Origin of the sequence: Streptomyces sp. NPDC048171, assembly GCF_043202655.1 — a bacterium.
Classification (GTDB): Bacteria; Actinomycetota; Actinomycetes; order Streptomycetales; family Streptomycetaceae; genus Streptomyces.
This window is the reverse complement of record NZ_JBIDAU010000002.1, coordinates 63,603-81,245: the sequence shown is the minus strand read 5'-3', so window position 1 is coordinate 81,245 and position 17,643 is coordinate 63,603. Positions and strand designations below refer to the sequence as shown.

General features: G+C 70.1%; 16 protein-coding genes. 3 read left to right on the top strand and 13 right to left on the bottom strand.

Going from position 1 to position 17,643, the window contains the following annotated elements; translation table 11 throughout:
• Positions 1 to 16: 16 nt before the first annotated feature.
• From rpsJ to ACGF3J_RS04685, 6 genes are all read right to left on the bottom strand, one after another.
• Complete coding sequence (gene rpsJ, locus ACGF3J_RS04710) at positions 17 to 325, bottom strand: 30S ribosomal protein S10 (RefSeq protein ID WP_003948644.1); 309 nt, start codon at positions 323 to 325, stop codon at positions 17 to 19.
• A gap of 427 nt (positions 326 to 752) precedes the next feature.
• On the bottom strand, positions 753 to 1,268 hold the full coding sequence (locus ACGF3J_RS04705; RefSeq protein WP_161327699.1) for a hypothetical protein: 516 nt from the start codon (positions 1,266 to 1,268) through the stop codon (positions 753 to 755).
• Entirely contained in the window at positions 1,256 to 5,836 is a 4,581-nt protein-coding gene (locus ACGF3J_RS04700; RefSeq protein WP_161327700.1) for an RHS repeat-associated core domain-containing protein, read from the bottom strand. The genes ACGF3J_RS04705 and ACGF3J_RS04700 overlap by 13 nt, the downstream gene beginning before the upstream one ends.
• Positions 5,837 to 6,002: 166 nt before the next feature.
• Entirely contained in the window at positions 6,003 to 6,314 is a 312-nt protein-coding gene (locus ACGF3J_RS04695) for a hypothetical protein (protein ID WP_237552415.1), read from the bottom strand.
• Between the two features lie 184 nt (positions 6,315 to 6,498).
• Entirely contained in the window at positions 6,499 to 7,464 is a 966-nt protein-coding gene (locus tag ACGF3J_RS04690; protein WP_161327702.1) for an SUKH-3 domain-containing protein, read from the bottom strand.
• A 10-nt stretch (positions 7,465 to 7,474) separates the two neighbouring features.
• Entirely contained in the window at positions 7,475 to 8,122 is a 648-nt protein-coding gene (locus ACGF3J_RS04685) for a hypothetical protein (protein WP_122615753.1), read from the bottom strand.
• A 465-nt stretch (positions 8,123 to 8,587) separates the two neighbouring features.
• Here ACGF3J_RS04685 and ACGF3J_RS04680 point away from each other — a divergent pair, with 465 nt between their 5' ends.
• Both ACGF3J_RS04680 and ACGF3J_RS04675 read left to right on the top strand, forming a co-directional pair.
• The gene (locus ACGF3J_RS04680) at positions 8,588 to 8,944 is read left to right on the top strand and encodes a MerR family transcriptional regulator (protein ID WP_161327703.1); all 357 of its coding nucleotides are present in this window, start codon (positions 8,588 to 8,590) and stop codon (positions 8,942 to 8,944) included.
• A 50-nt stretch (positions 8,945 to 8,994) separates the two neighbouring features.
• Positions 8,995 to 9,354: a hypothetical protein gene (locus tag ACGF3J_RS04675; RefSeq protein ID WP_064731926.1), complete on the top strand. Its 360-nt coding sequence runs from the start codon at positions 8,995 to 8,997 to the stop codon at positions 9,352 to 9,354.
• Positions 9,355 to 9,380: 26 nt separating this feature from the next.
• Here the strand turns inward: ACGF3J_RS04675 and gdhA are convergent, their stop codons facing one another.
• From gdhA to ACGF3J_RS04660, 3 genes are all read right to left on the bottom strand, one after another.
• Positions 9,381 to 10,742, bottom strand: a complete 1,362-nt coding sequence (gdhA, locus tag ACGF3J_RS04670; protein ID WP_161327704.1) for an NADP-specific glutamate dehydrogenase — start codon at positions 10,740 to 10,742, stop codon at positions 9,381 to 9,383.
• A 106-nt stretch (positions 10,743 to 10,848) separates the two neighbouring features.
• On the bottom strand, positions 10,849 to 11,082 hold the full coding sequence (locus ACGF3J_RS04665; protein WP_161327705.1) for a 4-oxalocrotonate tautomerase family protein: 234 nt from the start codon (positions 11,080 to 11,082) through the stop codon (positions 10,849 to 10,851).
• A gap of 1 nt (position 11,083) precedes the next feature.
• Positions 11,084 to 11,866, bottom strand: coding sequence for an SDR family oxidoreductase (locus ACGF3J_RS04660; protein WP_161327706.1), 783 nt, complete (start codon positions 11,864 to 11,866; stop codon positions 11,084 to 11,086).
• A gap of 85 nt (positions 11,867 to 11,951) precedes the next feature.
• Between ACGF3J_RS04660 and ACGF3J_RS04655 the strand changes: the two genes are divergently transcribed.
• Positions 11,952 to 12,815, top strand: a complete 864-nt coding sequence (locus ACGF3J_RS04655; RefSeq protein ID WP_161327707.1) for a helix-turn-helix transcriptional regulator — start codon at positions 11,952 to 11,954, stop codon at positions 12,813 to 12,815.
• Between the two features lie 4 nt (positions 12,816 to 12,819).
• On the opposite strand, the gene ACGF3J_RS04650 is transcribed toward ACGF3J_RS04655, so the two are convergent.
• Genes ACGF3J_RS04650 through ACGF3J_RS04635 form a run of 4 tightly spaced genes read right to left on the bottom strand, consistent with a single transcriptional unit; the run spans position 12,820 to position 17,594 of the window.
• The gene (locus tag ACGF3J_RS04650) at positions 12,820 to 13,329 is read right to left on the bottom strand and encodes a Pycsar system effector family protein (RefSeq protein WP_237552416.1); all 510 of its coding nucleotides are present in this window, start codon (positions 13,327 to 13,329) and stop codon (positions 12,820 to 12,822) included.
• Positions 13,322 to 14,599, bottom strand: a complete 1,278-nt coding sequence (locus ACGF3J_RS04645) for a hypothetical protein (protein ID WP_161327708.1) — start codon at positions 14,597 to 14,599, stop codon at positions 13,322 to 13,324. The genes ACGF3J_RS04650 and ACGF3J_RS04645 overlap by 8 nt, the downstream gene beginning before the upstream one ends.
• Complete coding sequence (locus tag ACGF3J_RS04640) at positions 14,596 to 16,833, bottom strand: hypothetical protein (RefSeq protein WP_393853484.1); 2,238 nt, start codon at positions 16,831 to 16,833, stop codon at positions 14,596 to 14,598. Before ACGF3J_RS04640 ends, ACGF3J_RS04645 begins: the two co-directional genes overlap by 4 nt.
• On the bottom strand, positions 16,830 to 17,594 hold the full coding sequence (locus ACGF3J_RS04635) for a hypothetical protein (protein WP_161332594.1): 765 nt from the start codon (positions 17,592 to 17,594) through the stop codon (positions 16,830 to 16,832). Before ACGF3J_RS04635 ends, ACGF3J_RS04640 begins: the two co-directional genes overlap by 4 nt.
• Positions 17,595 to 17,643: the final 49 nt, after the last annotated feature.

Below are 17,643 nucleotides of genomic sequence, written 5' to 3'. Positions count from 1 at the left end.
CTTCAGATCACCGCCCTCAGAGCTTGATCTCGATGTCGACACCGGCCGGGAGGTCGAGTCGCATCAGAGAGTCAACGGTCTTGGGGGTCGGGTCGAGGATGTCGATGAGGCGCTTGTGCGTGCGCATCTCGAAGTGCTCGCGCGAGTCCTTGTACTTGTGCGGCGACTTGATGACGCAGTACACGTTCTTCTCAGTGGGCAGCGGCACCGGGCCCGCGACCGACGCACCAGTGCGGGTCACCGTCTCGACGATCTTCTTCGCCGAGGAGTCGATGACCTCGTGGTCGTAGGCCTTGAGCCGGATGCGGATCTTCTGTCCCGCCATGGCTACTCAGTAGTCCTGTCTCTCGTAACGCTCTGGACCCGGCGGCCCTTGTGTCTCCACGCCCCGCCTCCGACCCACGCGGTCGGGCGTGTCGCACTCTCGCTGACACAGATGTCCCTTGTTCGAACATCCCTGCTCTGGGAGGTGCGGGCCCTTCCGGAACCGCGGACCGGGGGCGAGAAGCCCACCGGGTGCCTGGCCGGTACCCCGCTGACACTTCCCGGAAGATTCCCGTACGTCCGCCCCTGAGCAGGGACGACGAGTACTGTGGGACTCGCTTCCGGTCCTCCCGGCGGGAGGCGCGCAGCATCGGCACTCGACCGAGCAACCCCGCTAGTCTGCCATACGGGGCGGGGGGCTGGCCAATCGGGCCGGAGAGAATACCCCGGGGGTGGCGGGGGTCAAACCAGGGCCTCCCCCAGGCCCCCTACAACCACTCACCGCCGTCATCTTCCACGCCGGCTCCGTAGTCGCGTACCACCACAACGAGCTGCACCGGCACGTCGGTGTCGTCATGCTTGACGCCGGCCAGGACGACCTTGCCCGAGACTCGCCACGCAGTGTGGTCGATGTAGTCCGCACCGTCGGTCAGGTCTTCCTCCGAACTCTCCAGCCTGGCCCCGAGGGGTCCGGATTCCAACTGGGCGACGAGTCCCGGGAGCTCCGCGGACGCCGCGTCGTAGAGGTCGTCGATGTATGTGTCCGGGTCCGGCCACTCCTCTTCGACGTCTCGGTGCCAGACGGTGAACTCCACCTGCACCGAGGGCCCGTCCCCCTGAATCCACGCATGGGCATCGTCGCGGCGCCAGGACGTCACCCACTCCGTCGCCGGATTGGCGCGGCCCCCCTCCCAGCCTGCCGCGTCGAGCACGGCTGCCGCCGCCGGCCCGGTGAGCTCGTCGAGATCGGTCAGCCGAACCAGTTCCGCACTTACGTCAACCATTTACTCATTCCACTCATACCGTTTCCGGGCACATGAAATACCGCTAGCGTACCGCTCGCCATCGCTTCCGGGAAATGACTTCCGAGCAATTCCCGGAAGTGCGCAGCCCCGGCTTCATTGGATATCGCGTAACGCACACCCTTTCCGCCCATTTCTTCATTCAATTTCAGGAGCTTGGCGGCCTGGTCGGTGATTTTCGCCTCATTGTAGAAGTCATTACGAGGATTATAGACGGACTTGGCCCACTCACCGTCCCGTCCGCCGGTGAACTTAGCCTCCATGATCCATCCATTGGTGGGACCACCGTCCACGTGCACCTCCCGGCCGTTGGACAGCTTCCATATCTGCTCATAGTCCGTACCGGAAACCACACGCTGGTACCGGAACGAGGGACGCTTCAGCATCTTTTCGGTCATCCAGGCGAGCCCCTTGAACGTAGGGCAGGACTGGAGACCGAGAGGGTCGGACCAGACCAGCGGGTTGAGCACGTACCCGTAGTGGTCGGGGCCCGCTGCGAGACCCAGCGGGTCGGGAGAAACGTACCGCGCCGTGTATGGATCGTAATAGCGGAAATGGTTGTAGTGCAGCTCGCTCTCGGCGTCGAAATACTGCCCAGGGAAACGAAGCTGACATCCTTCTTCCGACGCTTGAAGGTGCCGCCCTTCCCCCCAAAGACTCGACCTGTTCTTCCACGTCACGTTTCCGTCTGGAGTGAGCAGTTCGACGGGACTGCCGACGAGATCGCTCACTATGAGCCTGAATCTCTGGTCTACTTCGTCCTGGGGAGCGTCTTTGGCCCATTCCCGTGTACATTGCGCCACTGCACGATGGCTGTCGGGCGTGTACTCCCATGTGATGCTGGTTCGGGCTCCGGGACCGAGCTCATGGATCTCCTCCGCGAGTCGGCTGCCGTCCCACACGAAGAACACCGCTTCGCTGACGTCCCCGAGGGAGTCGAGACGCTCTTTCGCCACCCGGCGTCCGAGAGGGTCGTAGGTGTAGCGCCAGGTAGTCCCATCCGGCGTGACGAGGCATGTCAGCCGGTCGTCGGCGTTCCAGGTATAGGTCCAGCTCTTGCGGAGGCCCGAGAGCGTTCTGCGAGTGCGCCGGATCACCCGCCCCTGGTCGTCATAGACGTAGCTGGTGCGGCCGGCTCGCGTCAGCCGGTTTCCGGCGTACGCGAAGCGCTGCGTGGGTTCGTGCTGGACACCGTCCGCGTTCTCTCGATGAGAGGCGATCAGTCGTCCCCCATCGTCGTAGGCATAGCTTTCGCTCCATCCCTCCGCCCTGACTCCGGTCGGCCGACCCCCCGCGTCCAGGGAAAAGCGCTTCCGGTCGCCCTGGTTTTCGCGTACCTCGAGGGGACCAACAGGGCCATGGATGTATTGACGGTCGATGGAAGGTGCCGGTGCCCCCGGAGCACTGTGCGTCGAGGGGAAGACCTTCTGGCTGCGCATCCGGTGCAACGCATCCCAGGACTGCACAACCGCGGGGCCGTCGGCCAGCCGGATCTCCGTCTCCCGGCCCGCAGCGTCGTAGCCGAACTGCAAGGTATGGCCGGACGCCACCAGTTGACGCGGCTGGCCGTCCATGGTGTACGACCAGTTGCTCTCGACTCCGGAAGGAGTGACTCGGGTTGTGCGGCGACCGGCCAGGTCGTAGCGGAAGCGGCTTGTTCGCCCGTTGACGGACTCCTCGGTCACACGACCGTATTCATCGTGCGCGAAGGTGAGCTGGACGCCGGGCGAGAGCGCTTCCGCCAGTTGCCCGGCGTCGTCATATCGGAACACCGTTGTCGAGTCCCCGGCACGCTTCTCCACCACGTTGCCGATCACGTCGCGCACGTACTCGACGGACTCGCCGGCGCCGTTGACTTGTCTGATGAGCCGGCCCACCTCATCTCGCGCATAGCTGAGCGAACGACCGTCGAAGTCCTGTTCCGCGATCAGGTGGCCTGCGGCGTCATAGGTGTACCGCCAGGAAAGCCCCCGGTCGTTGGCGACTGCTGTGAGCCGAAGCTCGGTGTCGTGCTCGAACCGGAGGATTGCGCCGGCGGGATCAGTTCTGCTCGCCAACTGGTCGAAGTGGGAGTACGTCGAAGTGGTGGTTGCTCCGCTGGGGTCGGCGTACGCAAGAAGATTCCCCTCCGCATCCCAGACCCAGGACTCCACGCTGCCGTCAGCCGCGATCCTTTGCTTCTTCCTGCCCTCCGGCGTCCACGAGATGTGAGTGACACCGCCAAGCGGATCCGTGACCGAGTCGACGCGGCCGAACGGGTCACGGCCGTACTCGACGAACGCGCCCGCCGAGTTCGCGACCCTCACCGGCAGACCCGCGGCATTGGTCACGATGGAGACGCTCGCCCCGTGAGGGTCAGTAATGCCGGTGAGCGCACCTCCGAGTCCATACGTGAAGCCGGTCGTGGCACCACCGGGCTCCACTACGGACGTACGGTTCCCACGCTCGTCGTAGGAGTAGGTGCGCACCGCCCCGTCGCCACCGACCGTCATGACGGGAAGGTGCCATTGGTTGTACTCGGCGGTCGCTCGACGTCCGTCGGGACCGGCGATGGAAGTGACGTTGCCTGCCTCGTCGTAGGTGTACGCGGTCTCCCGTCCCATGGGGTCGGTCTGCTTGAGCAGCCGACCGTGACGATCCCATTCGAGCGACTCCTGCCGGTCCAGTGGATCGATCACCCTGACGAGTTGCAGCAACTCGTTGTGCTCGAACCGGGTCGCGTGACCCAGTGAATCCGAATACGTGGTGACGCGATGCGCGGGGTCGTAGTCGATGACACAGTTCAGGTACCCGTCAGCGCCCCGCCCTGCGACGCAACGATCCTCACCGTCGTACACGAACCTGTACCAACTCGCGTTTCTGTCGGTCCAGGAGACAACTCGCGCTCGGTCGTCGTAGTCGAGTTGGAGGGGCAACCCCGAAGAATTGATGATCTGTGTGAGATGGCGGTCGACCGAGTATGAGTACCGAACAATGGTCGTCGCGTCGTCGGTGTGAGCGCCGTGACGCAACCGCAGAGTCCTGACCAACCCGTCCGTCGTCTCGACCTCGACGTGGTAGCCGGCTGAGTGCCGAACATCGGTCGGAGCACCGTCGGCGCTCCGGGCTATCTCGACGCGGTTGTCATTCCGGTCCGTGATCGCGGACAGTGCCAGTGTGTAGGGCATGTCCGGCAGCGGATCGGCGACCAATGAGAAGTGACGTGTCACGCCGAGCGCCGGATCGTGAATGCGCAGGGTGCCACGGTCGGGCCCATCCCATTCCAGCGGCCACCGCGGCCCCTCGATCGGCATGGCTGTAACCCCGGCCACAGGCACGGGATACGCAAGGATCATGCCGTCTTCCGCGGCGAACAACACCCCTTCGGCGTCCAGCTCGACCCGCTCGTCGAGCGTGGATGCCCAGGACCTACCGAACCATCGGCCTTCTCGATACGTCGAGAGATGGGTGCGCTTCAGCGTCAGCGCCAGGACACCAGGCAACTCGACGTCGGTGTCGTACATCAGCATTTCGCCGGTGACCATGTCGATGGGGTCGCCACCGGGGCATCTGCCCGCAAGTGCCTTGGCTCGCTTCACGAGGTTGCCGGTGCCTCCCCTGAGAGACCTCCCCAGCCCTCTGACGCCCTGCGCCATGCCTTTGAGCCCCAGCTTGCCGGCTGACCTCAGTCCCTTCGCGAGCCCGCCGAGCGTCGTCAGCCCCTTCATACCGGGTATGCAGTCCAGCGCCGCCAGCCCCACGTCCCACAGGGACGCCTGGCCCTTGCTGTATTTGTAGAGCGTGTCCGCCAGGACCACGAGGGCCGCGATCAGCACGATCGCGCCCAGGATCGGGCCGCCGATGATCATCGCGACGATGCCGACGACCGCGACGACGACCTTGCAGACCGCGACGATGGTGTCCCAGTTGTCGGAGAACCAGTCGCCGACGTCCTCCCACCACGAGCGGTTCTGGATGCCGGCGTCCGACGCCTCGTCGATCTTGTTCTTCGCGTCCCGGGCCGCGTCCTCACGCATCTTGCGCGCGTCCTCGGCCATCTTCTTCGCCGCGTCCAGCGCACTCTGCGCCGAGTCCACCGCCGACTGCGCGTTCGTCTGCGCCGTCTTCGCATGCTGCGCGTCACGGGTGGCCGCGCGGACCTTCGCCTCGTCCGGCTTGTCCGCGTCCGACTTGCTGCCCGTCGGATCGTCCTTGTACTTGTCCGCCTCCTTCGACGCCCGCGTCACCCACGAGTCCGCAGAGGACAGCTTCGACTGGGCCGAAGTCAGGTCCTGACGGGCCTCCCGGGCTTTGACGAGGGCCCGGTCGGCCAGCGCCTGGGCGCGCTCCAGCTTCGGCCAGAAGTCGGCCAGGGCATCGCCGCACATCCCGTACGACTTCTCGAGCTTCTTCAGGTTCTTCGGGACACCGGAGAACTCCTCCTTGAAGACCGCCGCCGACTTGCCCGCCCACTCCGCGAGGGTGGTCTCCCCCGCCATGCCCTTGACCAGACGCAGCGCCTCGGACACGTCGTCCGCGAAGTCGTGCAACGTCTTCGCGAGCGTGCGCACGCGTTGCGGGTCGCCCGGGGTCGGATCCTTGTCCAGGTCCAGGACATGCCAGTCACTCGGCCTGTGGCCCACCATCACGCAACCCCCGTCGACGCACGCACATCAGCAACAACCCGTATGCACACGTGAACTTACAAGGCACGGACGTTCGACGAAAGTGCTGTCTTCAGGGCCTGGAGCGGCGTCGGCGCAGGGCTTCGCGTCTGTCGATGAGCGCGTACGACGCCTCCAACCGCCAGGTCTCCAGCTTGTCCAGTACGCGCGACGCGATCTTCCATCCCTTCAGCCACAGCGGCAGTTGCCGGAACGGCACGAACGTCATGGTGTCGTCCACGGCGTTGACGGCGATGCTCCTGCGGCCGGGGCCCGCCGATCGCAGCGCGGCGTACAGCTCTGGCGTCAACTCGCCGTTGAGCCGGGCCGCGGTGCCCGCCGCGGTGTAGGCGAAGCCGCGCTGGGCGGCCTCCGGCAGCTTCATGGCGCGGATGATCCGCGGCGATGCCTCCTGCAGGGGGCAGTTGAAGGCCAACCCAATCACAGCGGTTCCCAGGTGGCGCTCTCCACGTTCGTAGGCCGCGTCCCATGCGGCGGGGTCGTCGATACCGAGTAGGCCCTCGCCCGATTCCCAGTTCAGCTCGGCTGACACAACCGTGCGCGTCCTTTCAGCGGGCCCCAGGGCGGATTCTCTTGGTGATGCGCTCCATCGCCTGGTCCGGGGTGGAGGCCAGCAGCCAGACGTCGTCCATGCCCTCGTACACCGCACCGTCCTCCGCCATGGTCAGGTGCGAGTTGCGGCGGTCGCGCATGCCGATGGGGTAGAGGGCCACACCCGCCCGGTCGGACAGGTCTTCGATGATCTCCGTGTCCCAGAAGGCCAGCAAGGGGTCCAGGGAGAACTCCCTCCACGGCATCTCGTCCCATGGCTCGCGGTGCGGGACTCGCAGCGCGCCGAATTCCGCCAGGAAGCGGCGAGCGGCGTCGTGGGGTTCGAAGCCGCCGGTCTCCAGCAGGATGCTCTCCCAGGTGTCCGTGGGGACGGCTCTGCCGGGAGACCAGCCGGCCGCCCGCAGCACACGGTCCGTCTCCGCCGGCCAGCGGGGCGATTGGATGTCCGGGGCGGGGCCCACCGTGTCCACGCGCCGCCAGAAGGCGTGGTCCTCCGCTGTGCCTCCGCTCGGCTTCCAGAGCGCGGACGGGGCGGCCTGCATGTCCACCAGACGGTCCAGAGCCTGGTCCGTTGCCGGGGCAAGCAACTCCACCCGGTCCCTCAACAGGTACAGCGCTCCGCCCTCGCCGATGCCCAGGAGGCTCGCGCCGTCGTCCGCGGCGCCCACGGGGTACAGGGTTGTGCGCACTTCCCGGCTCACCCGTGCGAATCGCTCCTCCTGCCACTCGGCGACAAGAGGGTCGAACCGGATGGCCGACGAGTGGCGGCGCGCGTCGGTGGGCCAGCCGGAGGTGATCAGGCCGCCGAATTCGGCGAGAAAGCTGCGCGCGGCATCGTGGGGTGCGAAGTCGCCGCGCTCGCTCAGGATCGACTCCCAGGTCGCCGTCGGGACCGCGCGGCCCGGTCGCCACCCGGCTCGGCACAGCACGGTGTCCGTGCGGGTCGACCAACGCCGTGTCACGAGGCGGGGCTCATCCCACGAACCGGAACGAAGAAGTGATCGCGTCGAAGATGTCGAAGAAGGAGTCCGCCAGGTCGAGGACCTGGCTGCTGCCCGCCACCAGGGCGACCTTGCCCTCCTGGCCCGGGACCGGGATGTAGGTCTGCATCAGGACGGCGCGGACCGTGCGGTTCAGGGCGTCGTCCGGGACCGGGATGTCCTCGATGCCCTGGGTGCGGGCGGCGGGGCCGACGCCGGGGATGTCGACCGTGGTGACCTTGCGCCAGGAGTCGCCGGGCTTCCTGGCCTCCTTGACCGCCAACTGGCCCGCTATGGCGGCCGGGTCGTTGGGGAGGGGGTCGCCGGAGGACGTGCGGCCGCCGATCAGCGACACCGTCACCGAGCCCGTGATCGGGGTGTCGCCGCCGAAGCTCTCCGCCATGCAGCCGCAGTACAGGGCACCCGACTTCCACGCGTCCGAGGCCGCCTTCTGGAGGAAGGTGACGTACGCGGAGCGGGACGGGGCCAGCTCCGGGTACTGCCGGACGCGGTCGTCGACCATGCGGCGGATCGAGTCGTCCCGGGACTCCGGGCGGACGTCGAACTCCCACCAGGACTCCGGCACCTTGATCCGGAACCCGCCTCGCTCGACGGTCAGTGCCTCCGTGTAACGGGCCATGACGTGACCGGCCTCCCCGTGCGTCGTTCGATGATCCGTGCCGTCATCGTCCCACCGTTCGAGCGGCCGACAGAGCCAGGGAGGCGCTTGCGGCAGATAATCGCTCACCCGTTTGGGGGAAAATCTGTCGTGGCTGCTGTAGACATTCGTCGGCTTCCGTGGTTAATCTTCTGCTGTAGCCAAGAAGTCAGGGAGAGAAGGAGGAGGACGCCATCAGGATCGCCCGGGCGAGAACGTTCTCACCGGGTACCGCAGGCCCCGGAACGGAAGGTGGTCCCACGGTCACGCATCCGCGATCCCTCATCCGCCCGCCCCTCGACGGGGCCCGGGACGGAAGCAGAAGGCCGGCAATGAAGTAGCCAGCCGGCAGATGGTGTTACAAATCCCTCGGGGCCTTGGTGCCGTACGGCACCAAGGCCCCTCGACCGTTTCCGCAGGCCCCCGAACCCGTCAGCAGAGGTGCAGATGACCGCAGACAGACCGCTCGACCCCATCGACGACGACGACTACCCCGCGTACACCATGGGCCGCGCCGCCGAGATGCTCGGCACCACGCCCGCCTTCCTGCGGGCCCTCGGCGAAGCCCGGTTGATCACGCCCCTGCGTTCCGAGGGCGGCCATCGCCGCTACTCCCGCTACCAGCTGCGTATCGCCGCCCGCGCCCGCGAGATGGTCGACCAGGGAACCGCCATCGAGGCGGCCTGCCGCATCATCATCCTCGAGGACCAGCTCGAAGAGGCCCAGCGCATCAACGCCGAGCTGCGGCGGGGCGGCGCCGAGACCTCCGGGAACTCGGCGGGAAGTGCCCGTACCGCCCGGTAATCCCACCGAGCGGTGCACCCCCGGCGATCCCAGGGATAAAATCCGTGCTCATGCCGAAGCCTGACGAGCTGCTCATGGACGTCGCCGCCCTGGTGGAGTCCGGGCAGAGCAGCCGGATGTCCCTGACCGTGGTCACCCACGGCGCTGTCATCACCGGTCGCCTGGCCCCCGAGAGGGTCTGGAGGCGGCGGGTGTCGGAAGTACTGACGGACTCAGCCGACCTGGGCGACTTCTCCGCCGTCTTCGACGGTCACGCGGAGAAGGCCGGGCCACCCACGCACCTGCACTTCCATGTCGCCCGGATCCTCCAGGGCACCATGGGAATCCCGGAGACGGGCGGTATGTACCGCGTGGCGATCGAGGACGTCAGCGCCTGGACCGTGGGTGACTTCAGCTACTCCGATCACTGAACCCCCGCCCGGCGGGGGCGGTTTCCTCAGACGACGCCCTGCGCCAGCATCGCGTCCGCCACCCTCTCGAAGCCCGCGATGTTGGCGCCGGTGACGTAGTCGCCGGGGGCTCCGTAGCGGGTGGCGGTCTCGTGGCAGGTGGTGTGGATGTTGGTCATGATGTCCGCGAGTTCGTCCTCCACGCGGGCCGCCGGCCACGACGTACGGGCGTGGTTCTGGGCCATCTCCAGGGCGCTGACCGCGACGCCGCCCGCGTTGGCCGCCTTGCCGGGGCCGAAGGCGACGCCGGCCTGCTGGAGGAGGTGGACGGCGTCGGGGGTGGCCGGCATGTTGGCGCCCTCGGACACCGCCTTCACGCCGTTGCGGATCAGAGCCGTCGCGCCCTCGGCGTCGAGTTCGTTCTGCGTGGCCGACGGGAGGGCCACGTCCGCCGGGACCTCCCAGACGCTGCCGCCGGGGACGAAGCGGGCGGAGGCGCCGCGGCGTGCGGCGTAGGTGTCGACGCGGCCGCGTTCGACCTCCTTGACCTGCTTGAGCAGGTCCACGTCGATGCCCTTCTCGTCGACCACGTAGCCGGAGGAGTCCGAGCAGGTGACCGGGTTCGCGCCCAGGGCGGTCAGCTTCTCGATGGTGTAGATCGCGACGTTGCCCGAGCCCGACACGACCGTCGTCTGGCCCTCCAGGTCCTCGCCGCGCTCCCGCAGCATCGCCGCCGCGAAGAGGACGTTGCCGTAGCCCGTCGCCTCCGGGCGGATCAGGGAGCCGCCCCAGCCCGCGCCCTTGCCGGTGAGGACGCCCGCCTCCCAGCGGTTGGTGATGCGGCGGTACTGGCCGAACAGGTAGCCGATCTCGCGGCCGCCCACGCCGATGTCGCCGGCCGGCACGTCGGTGTGCTCGCCGATGTGCCGGTACAGCTCGGTCATGAACGACTGGCAGAAGCGCATGACCTCCGCGTCGCTCCGCCCGCGCGGGTCGAAGTCGCTGCCGCCCTTGCCACCGCCGATGCCCAGGCCGGTCAGGGCGTTCTTGAAGATCTGCTCGAAGCCCAGGAACTTGATGACGCCCAGGTTCACCGAGGGGTGGAAGCGCAGGCCGCCCTTGTACGGGCCCAGCGCGCTGTTGAACTCGACGCGGAAGCCCCGGTTCACGTGCACCCTGCCCCTGTCGTCCTGCCACGGAACCCGGAAGACGATCTGGCGCTCCGGCTCCACCAGCCGCTCCACCAGGCCCGGCTCGGCGTACTCGGGGCGTGCCTCGAGTACCGGCGCGAGCGTCTCCAGCACCTCGCGGGCCGCCTGGTGGAACTCGGGCTGGGCCGGGTTGCGGTGCTCGATCTCCGTGAGGAGGCGGGCAAGCGTGGTCTTCGTGTCGGGTCGCGTCGTCGTCACGTGGACCTCTCTGGTATCGGTGGCACCGTTCCGTGTCAGTGTTACGTGCGGGTAAACGTCCTGACCAGCACCCGGCCACGGTATGAGACGAAGCCCTCCCCGGCCCTCACGCCCCGCCGCCACCCCCGGCGTCCGTGCCCGTGCCCAGCATCGCCGCCGTGAGGACGTTCCCGGCGACGCCCCAGCCGCCGTCCGGGACCTCCTCGACGAGGACGACGGTGGTGGGGCGGGCGCGTTCCCCGTATATCTCCGCGTAGAGGTCCGTGGTGCGCTCGATCAGCTTCTGCTTGTCGGCCGCCGTGAGGGTGCCCGCGGGGACCTTGAACTCGGCGAAGGGCATGTCAGACCAGCCCTCCGTTGGCGCGCAGGACCTGGCCGTTCACCCAGTGGCCCGCCGGGCTGCCCAGGAAGGCGACCACCTCGGCGATGTCCTCGGGGCTGCCCAGCCGCTCCAGCGGGGGGACCTTCGCGAGGCGGTCGATCTGCTCGGGGGTCTTGCCGTCCAGGAAGAGATCGGTCGCCGTCGGGCCGGGCGCCACCGTGTTCACGGTGACGTCCCGGCCGCGCAGCTCCCGCGCCAGGATCAGCGTCATCCCCTCCACCGCCGCCTTGCTCGCCACGTACGCCCCGTACTCGGGGAACTGCGTGCCGACCACGGAGGTCGAGAAGGTCACCAGCGAGCCGCCCGCGCGCAGCCGCCGTGCGGCCTGCTGGGCGACGACGAAGGTGCCGCGGATGTTGGTGCGGTGCATGGCGTCGAGGGCCGCCAGGTCCAGGTCGGCGACGGTCGACAGGGTCATCCGCCCGGCGGCGTTCACCACCACGTCCACCCCGCCGTACTCCCGCTCCGCCCGGTCGAACAGCGCGGCGACCTCCTTCTCGTCCGCCACGTCGGCCCGTACGGCGACAGCCCGGCCGCCGGCCCCGGTGATCGCCGCGACCGTCTCCTCGGCGGATGCCGCGTCGCGTGCGTAGTTCACGACGACGGCCAGGCCGTCCCGGGCGAGCTTCTGGGAGACGGCCCGGCCGATGCCGCGGGAGCCGCCGGTGACGACGGCGACCCGGGGGCCGGGGGCGGCGGGGTCGTGCCGGGTGGGCTGTGTGCTCGTTGTCGTGTCGGTCATGTCTTCACCCTGCGCCGCCCCGGCCCACGCAACCAGGGGATGTCATCCCCTGGGTGGCCGACCCGGCCGGGCGCAGAATGGGTGCATGGGCGCCGTCAAGTACACCGAGCTGGGAGCCTTCCTCCGCTCCCGGCGTGAGCGCATCCGGCCGGCCGACGTGGGGCTGCCCTCGGGGCCGCGCCGCCGGGTCCCCGGGCTGCGCCGCGAGGAGGTCGCCCAGCTCGCCGGGGCGTCGGTGGACTACTACAACGAGCTGGAGCGGGGTGCCGGGTCGCAGCCGTCGGAGCAGATGATCGCCGCGCTGGCGCGGGCGCTGCGGCTCTCCGCCGACGAGCGGGACTACCTCTACCGGCTCGCCGACCGGCCGGTGCCCGTGCAGGGCGGGTCCGCCTCGCACGTCCACCCCGGCATGCTCGACCTGCTCGGCCGGATGCCCTCGACCCCGGCCCAGGTGATCACCGACCTGCACGTCACCCTCGTACAGAATCCGCTGGCCGTGGCGCTGCTCGGGGACCAGTCCGGGCTGCGGGGGCCGAGGGCCAGCTTCGTGCACCGCTGGTTCACCGAGCCGGCGGCGCGGGAGCTGTATCCCGAGGCCGACCACGAGAGCCAGTCCCGCGCCTTCGTCGCCGACCTGCGGGCCGCCGCCGCGCGCAGGGACGCGCGGGATCCGGAGGCCGGCTCCATGATCCGTACGCTGCTCGGCGTCTCACCCGAGTTCGCCGCGCTGTGGGCCGAACACGACGTCGCCTTCCGGCGCGACGACCGCAAACGGCTCCACCACGCCACGCTGGGCCTGATCGAGGTCAACTGCCTCAACCTGTTCAGCGAGGACGGGCGTCAGCGGCTGCTCTGGTTCACACCGGCGGTGGGCACGGAGAGCGCGGGGCTGCTGGAGCTGCTGGCGGTGGTGGGGACGCAGGGGATCGTCGAGACGACGCCCGGCTGAGCCCTCAGCGGAGCAGCGCCCCGGTGCCGCCCAGGGCCAGGCCCGTCACCAGGCAGCAGGTGCCCACCCGCAGGCAGCGGTACTTCGCGACGAGGATGCGGCTGATGTCGACCAGTTGCACCGCCAGCCACGACACCCGGTCTTCGGCCGCGGCGCGGACAGCCTGAACGATCCCGCCGATGTCGGGCGGTGCGAGGGCGTCGGCGAAGAAGGTCATGCCGGGGCCGGTACGGGACGTGCCGGTGCGCGGCAGGACGACACGGACCAGCAGTGCCGTGCCGACGGCCCACAGCAGACCGCCGGAGACCAGTAGGGCCCAGGGAGCCCCGGTGACCGGCGGGGCGGGCTGCCACGCCCCGCCGAGCAGCAGCGCCGGGAGCGCGAAGGCGGCTCCCGACAGCAGCACCGCGGCCTTGCTGTCGGCGCGGGCGAGGTCCTCACGGGCGTGGGCGAGCAGCCGTTCGGCCACGTAGAGGTCGGCCGGTTCCCGCGTGGCCGCGGCCGGGTCAGGCATCGTGGCCGCCACCCGGGCCACCCGGTCGCGGCTTGGGGCGGCGCCGCCCCTGTCGAACGTAGTTGATCTTCCCGTCGGCGGTCGCGGGCTGGGTGGGTGACGGCGGCGGCTGGGGCGCCGCGGGCGGTGCCGGCGGTACGGGCGGGACGGACACGCCGTTCGGCAGGGTAGGCGTGGGCGGTTGCGGCGGCGTGGGCGGCTGCGGCGGTGCGGGGGACGCCACCGGGTTCCGGGCCGTGGCGGCCGTCCACTGCACCGTGGGCGGCTGTACGACCGGGGCGGGCGGCGCCGGGAGCGCGGGCGCGGACTGCGCCGGCAGCTGGGCCGGGGGCTGCGGCAGACCCTGGTCGAACAGCGCGCCGCCACCGTTCATCCTGGCGAAGTCGAGGAGCTGCTGCACCACGGGCCCCTCGATCTGGTGCCGCTGCACCATGTCGTGCTCGATCAGCCGGGACAGGAAGGCCAGCGCACCCTCCCGCTCCTGCCGCACCTCCTCCTGGAGTTCGCGAAGGATCTTCGGGGCCTGCGACGGGTCGCGCGCGAGCAGGAGGGCGTACTGATCGGTCTTCCCGGCTTCGATCAGCTCGCGCGCCGTGGACAGGTTGGCCCGGACCCGGGCCGCGTCCGCGTCGTCCTGCGCCGACCGCACCCCCGAGGTGTGCTCCACGTCCAGCAGCCTCTTTCGGTGGTCCCGGGCGGCCTGGCCCAGGTCGATGCGCACGTAGACCACGGTGCTCAGGCCGAGTTCGGCCCCGAAGGACTCCCAGGCCCCGCCCGCCAGCTCGGCCTGGATCGCCTCGTCGGCCGCCTGGGCGGCTTCGAGCCCGTAGCGCCGGGTGAGCACGCGCAGTCTCGCCAGGAGCGGGGCGCACAGCATCTTCTCGACGTCCCGCACCCGCTTCTCGGCCGCGAGGGCGAAGTCCGCGACCTCCCAGTGGACGTCCACCGCGCACCGGAAGTCGCCCCGGTTGTCGTAGCTGGGCAGTTCCATCTCGAAGGAGGCCTGGTACTGCCCCCGGGCGATCAGGCAGACCGACGTGGGCTGCCGGCTGAGCCGCGGCCGGTCGACGTGGAGCGCGCCCTGCGCGGTGACGACGCTGTGGCCGCCGTTGCGGTAGTACACGACGGCGGCACGCTGCTGTCCGCGGTGCTTGTACGGGCCTTCGGGGAAGATCTCGTCCAGGAAGGGGCCGCGCAGATCGTCCGGGAGCGCCGCGTCGGCCGCGCCGTGGGTGTTCGACGCCCCCTGTGGGCTGGTGTTCTGGCTCATCGGGTTCCTCCCGCCTGGACCGCCTGCGACAGGCGGTGGACGTAGTCCTGTTCCCATGGTTCGTCGGGGTCCTGGGACAGCTCCGCGATCAGCGACAGCGTGCGCTGCCGGTCGTCCTCCTTGAGCGTGAGCAGCGGCAGGAAGCGCAGGACCTCGCGCTCCCACTCCGTGCCGCGGCAGGTGCGCAGCCACCTGGTCAGGATGTCGAGCGCGGGCCGGTACGAGCGGCTGGTGTTGAGCGCCGTCCACAGCAGCCCGGCGACCTCGGGGGCCAGCTCGGGGCGGGTCGCGCAGATCGCCAGGGCCAGCGGCCACCGCTCGCGGCCGCCGAGTTCCTCCGCCGGGTTCCAGACGTTGTCCACCGTCAGGTCGGCCAGGAACAGCGTGCCGGCCAGGCCGAGGTTCTGGTGCTGCCGTCTGCTGTCGTTGAGCCACGCCCTGATCCTGACCAGCGGCTCGCGGTCGGTGCTGAAGCCCGCCAGGTGGGCCACGCTCTCCGCGGCGACGGACCGCATCCGGCCGTCCTTCCAGGTGCCGATCCGGCCGAGCGCGCCGAGTGCCTCCCCCACGGTCCGGGCCGCGGTACCCCGGCTGAGCACGACCGCGGCGGTCCAGCGGAGGTTGGTCCGGTCGCTGTGGCTCCACGTCTCGACGAGTGAGCGCAGCGCGGCCCCGACGTTCGCGTCCTCCAGTACGCCCTGCAGGGCGGTCGCGACGAACAGGCCGCGGCGGGCCTGGTCGGCCTCGGCCATCGGGACGAGCAGCTCCCCCAGGGTTTGGGCGCAGTCCAGCCGGCACAGCTCGCCCGCCGCCACCGCCGCCCTGATCCCCACCTCCTCGCGTCGGTCCTGGCAGAGCGAGTCCAGCCAGCGCAGCACCGGTGCGCGCATGTTGTGGTGGTGCTCCCACAGATGGGCCAGGACGGCGGGCGCCAGCGCGGTGCCCCGAAACCGCATGGTTCGCACGGGGATGAGCGCCCCCGCGACCAGCGGCTGCCTGCGGATCTCGGTCGTGGCGCGGGCCGAGGCGAGCCGGGCCTGAAGACCGTCGCCGAGCACGGGCCGCCCGGGCGTCCGCTCGGGGTCGACGGTCACCGCCAGTTCCCAGGCGAGCAGTTCGGCGGCCTCGGCCACCACGTTGACCGAGGCGCCGCCGAACACCGCCAGCGAGATCCGGAAAGCCGCGTCCCGCAGCCGCGCCGAGGTCTCCGCGTCGGCGCCGCCCGCGAACCAGGTGCGTACCTGCTCGACGGCGAAGCCGCGGCACTCGACGAGGAGTTGCTCCTGGGTCAGGCCGCCGGTCACGTGCCGGGCGACCAGTCCGGCGAGCCGGGCCGCCTCGGAGGGCAGCAGCGCCTCCAGGCCCAGGGCCTCCCGCACGTCGTGGCGGCGCGCCGCCCGCCGGGCCGCCTCCCGGGCTCCGGACGGGCCGCCGTCCAGCTCGGCCGCCAGGTGTCCGTCGAGCACGGCGTCCTCGGCGGGCGGCCGGTGCCTGCGTTCGTAACGTGTCCGGACCGCCCCCCGGTCGCCCGGCTCTGGCACGGACAGCAGTACGGCGTAGGCCTCGCGGTCGGTCAGCAGGCGGCGGAGTCTGTCCAGGTGCAACTCGGCGGGCAGCCGGCCGTCGGCGGGTTCCAGGGCGTAGCCGTGGCCCTGGGCGATGGGGCTGTCCTCGTCGCCGGAGTCCAGGGCCGTGAGTTCCGAGCCGGGGTCCAGCCGGGACACGTTGCCCCGGCCCAGGTCGTCCAGGAGCGACAGGGCGGTGTACATCCGGCCGCTGCCGGGCTGCCCGCAGAGCACCAGCAGGCGGTCCTCGCGCAACTGCCGCTTGCAGTCCTCGTAGTCCGGCGGCTGGATGAACCGCCGCCGCAACCGCAGCAGTTCGTCGTCCGGTAACGGCCCCGCGAGCAGGGCCGCCCGCCCCGTCTCGCCGAAACGGAAGTTGACCGAGCCGATGGTGCCGCCGACGTAGGTACTGGCGTCACGCAGGTAGACCGACCGGGTCTCCCGGGCGATGTGGGCTGCGCCCGGCCCCGCGGTGGCCCGGCCACCGCCCTTGGCCGACGGGTCGGCTTCGGAGTCGCCGCCCAGCAGCTCGTCCTCGCCGTCCGCCGGCGGGGTGCCGTCGGCTCGCTGCGGCCGGCCGGGGCGCGCGCGGCCGCCCTCCGCCTCCGGTTCCCGGGCCGGCCCCTGCCCGTCCTGTGCCGGCTCGGCGTCCGTGTCGACGCTGGTCATGGCTTCTCCCCCGAGCCGCTGCCGCCGCGGCGGTGTTCGATCGTGATGTCCCCGAAGCTGCCCTGGAACGCCTGCGCCGATTCGCTGACCGTGACGTTCCCGAAGTGGAAGCCGGAGCCGGCGTCCCGGGCGGCCCGCGCGTCCCGCCCGGCCGGCTGGGCGGATTCCCCGGCCCCGGGTTCCGGCGGCGGTGCGCCGCGGCCCGGCACGGTGAACCAGGCCTGCTGCTCCCCCTCCTTGAGCCGGAGCCGGTACCGGCGGTAGTGCGACGGCTCGATCCACCGGCCGCCGTGCCGTACGACGTCGTGGTGGAGCCGATCGGTGACCGCCACCAGCAGCGGCGCGTCCGACAGGCCGGCCAGCACCGCCTTGGCCTCCTCGCAGTTGCCGATACGGCAGGCGAGGTCGACGGCGGCGCCGGAGAAGCCGTCGTCGTCGGGCGTGAACGGCCCCACGCCGAGCCCGGCTCGCAGCCGCAGCGGCCGGCTCAGTTCCCGGTTGACCTGGCGCAGGTTCTGGTGGAGGTACTCCGTCCACTCCCCCACCAGCGCCTCGGGGCGGCGCGGCTCGACCACGGCGAGGATGCCGTCACCCCGGTCCTCCTGGGCCAGCCGGGCGCCGCCGATGCCCGCCTTGAGGAAGGCGTCCTCGGCGACGCGGTAGATCCGCTCGCGCAGCGCCGGACGGTCCGGGTCCGGGGTCGATCCCGAACTCTGAGCGTCCAGGCTGATGATGAATCCGTACTGTGCTCCGCCCCGCATCGCTTCCCGCCTCTTCGGCATCGTTCCCCGCCTCTCGCCCGGCCTCGGC

Excerpts from the sequence above, each read along its gene's own strand:
- rpsJ (WP_003948644.1), bottom strand. The coding sequence starts at position 325 with ATGGCGGGACAGAAGATCCGCATCCGGCTCAAGGCCTACGACCACGAG.
- ACGF3J_RS04705 (WP_161327699.1), bottom strand. The coding sequence starts at position 1,268 with ATGGTTGACGTAAGTGCGGAACTGGTTCGGCTGACCGATCTCGACGAG.
- ACGF3J_RS04695 (WP_237552415.1), bottom strand. The coding sequence starts at position 6,314 with ATGAAGCTGCCGGAGGCCGCCCAGCGCGGCTTCGCCTACACCGCGGCG.
- ACGF3J_RS04685 (WP_122615753.1), bottom strand. The coding sequence starts at position 8,122 with ATGGCCCGTTACACGGAGGCACTGACCGTCGAGCGAGGCGGGTTCCGG.
- ACGF3J_RS04680 (WP_161327703.1), top strand. The coding sequence starts at position 8,588 with ATGACCGCAGACAGACCGCTCGACCCCATCGACGACGACGACTACCCC.
- ACGF3J_RS04675 (WP_064731926.1), top strand. The coding sequence starts at position 8,995 with ATGCCGAAGCCTGACGAGCTGCTCATGGACGTCGCCGCCCTGGTGGAG.
- ACGF3J_RS04665 (WP_161327705.1), bottom strand. The coding sequence starts at position 11,082 with ATGCCCTTCGCCGAGTTCAAGGTCCCCGCGGGCACCCTCACGGCGGCC.
- ACGF3J_RS04660 (WP_161327706.1), bottom strand. The coding sequence starts at position 11,866 with ATGACCGACACGACAACGAGCACACAGCCCACCCGGCACGACCCCGCC.
- ACGF3J_RS04655 (WP_161327707.1), top strand. The coding sequence starts at position 11,952 with ATGGGCGCCGTCAAGTACACCGAGCTGGGAGCCTTCCTCCGCTCCCGG.
- ACGF3J_RS04650 (WP_237552416.1), bottom strand. The coding sequence starts at position 13,329 with ATGCCTGACCCGGCCGCGGCCACGCGGGAACCGGCCGACCTCTACGTG.
- ACGF3J_RS04645 (WP_161327708.1), bottom strand. The coding sequence starts at position 14,599 with ATGAGCCAGAACACCAGCCCACAGGGGGCGTCGAACACCCACGGCGCG.
- ACGF3J_RS04640 (WP_393853484.1), bottom strand. The coding sequence starts at position 16,833 with ATGACCAGCGTCGACACGGACGCCGAGCCGGCACAGGACGGGCAGGGG.
- ACGF3J_RS04635 (WP_161332594.1), bottom strand. The coding sequence starts at position 17,594 with ATGCGGGGCGGAGCACAGTACGGATTCATCATCAGCCTGGACGCTCAG.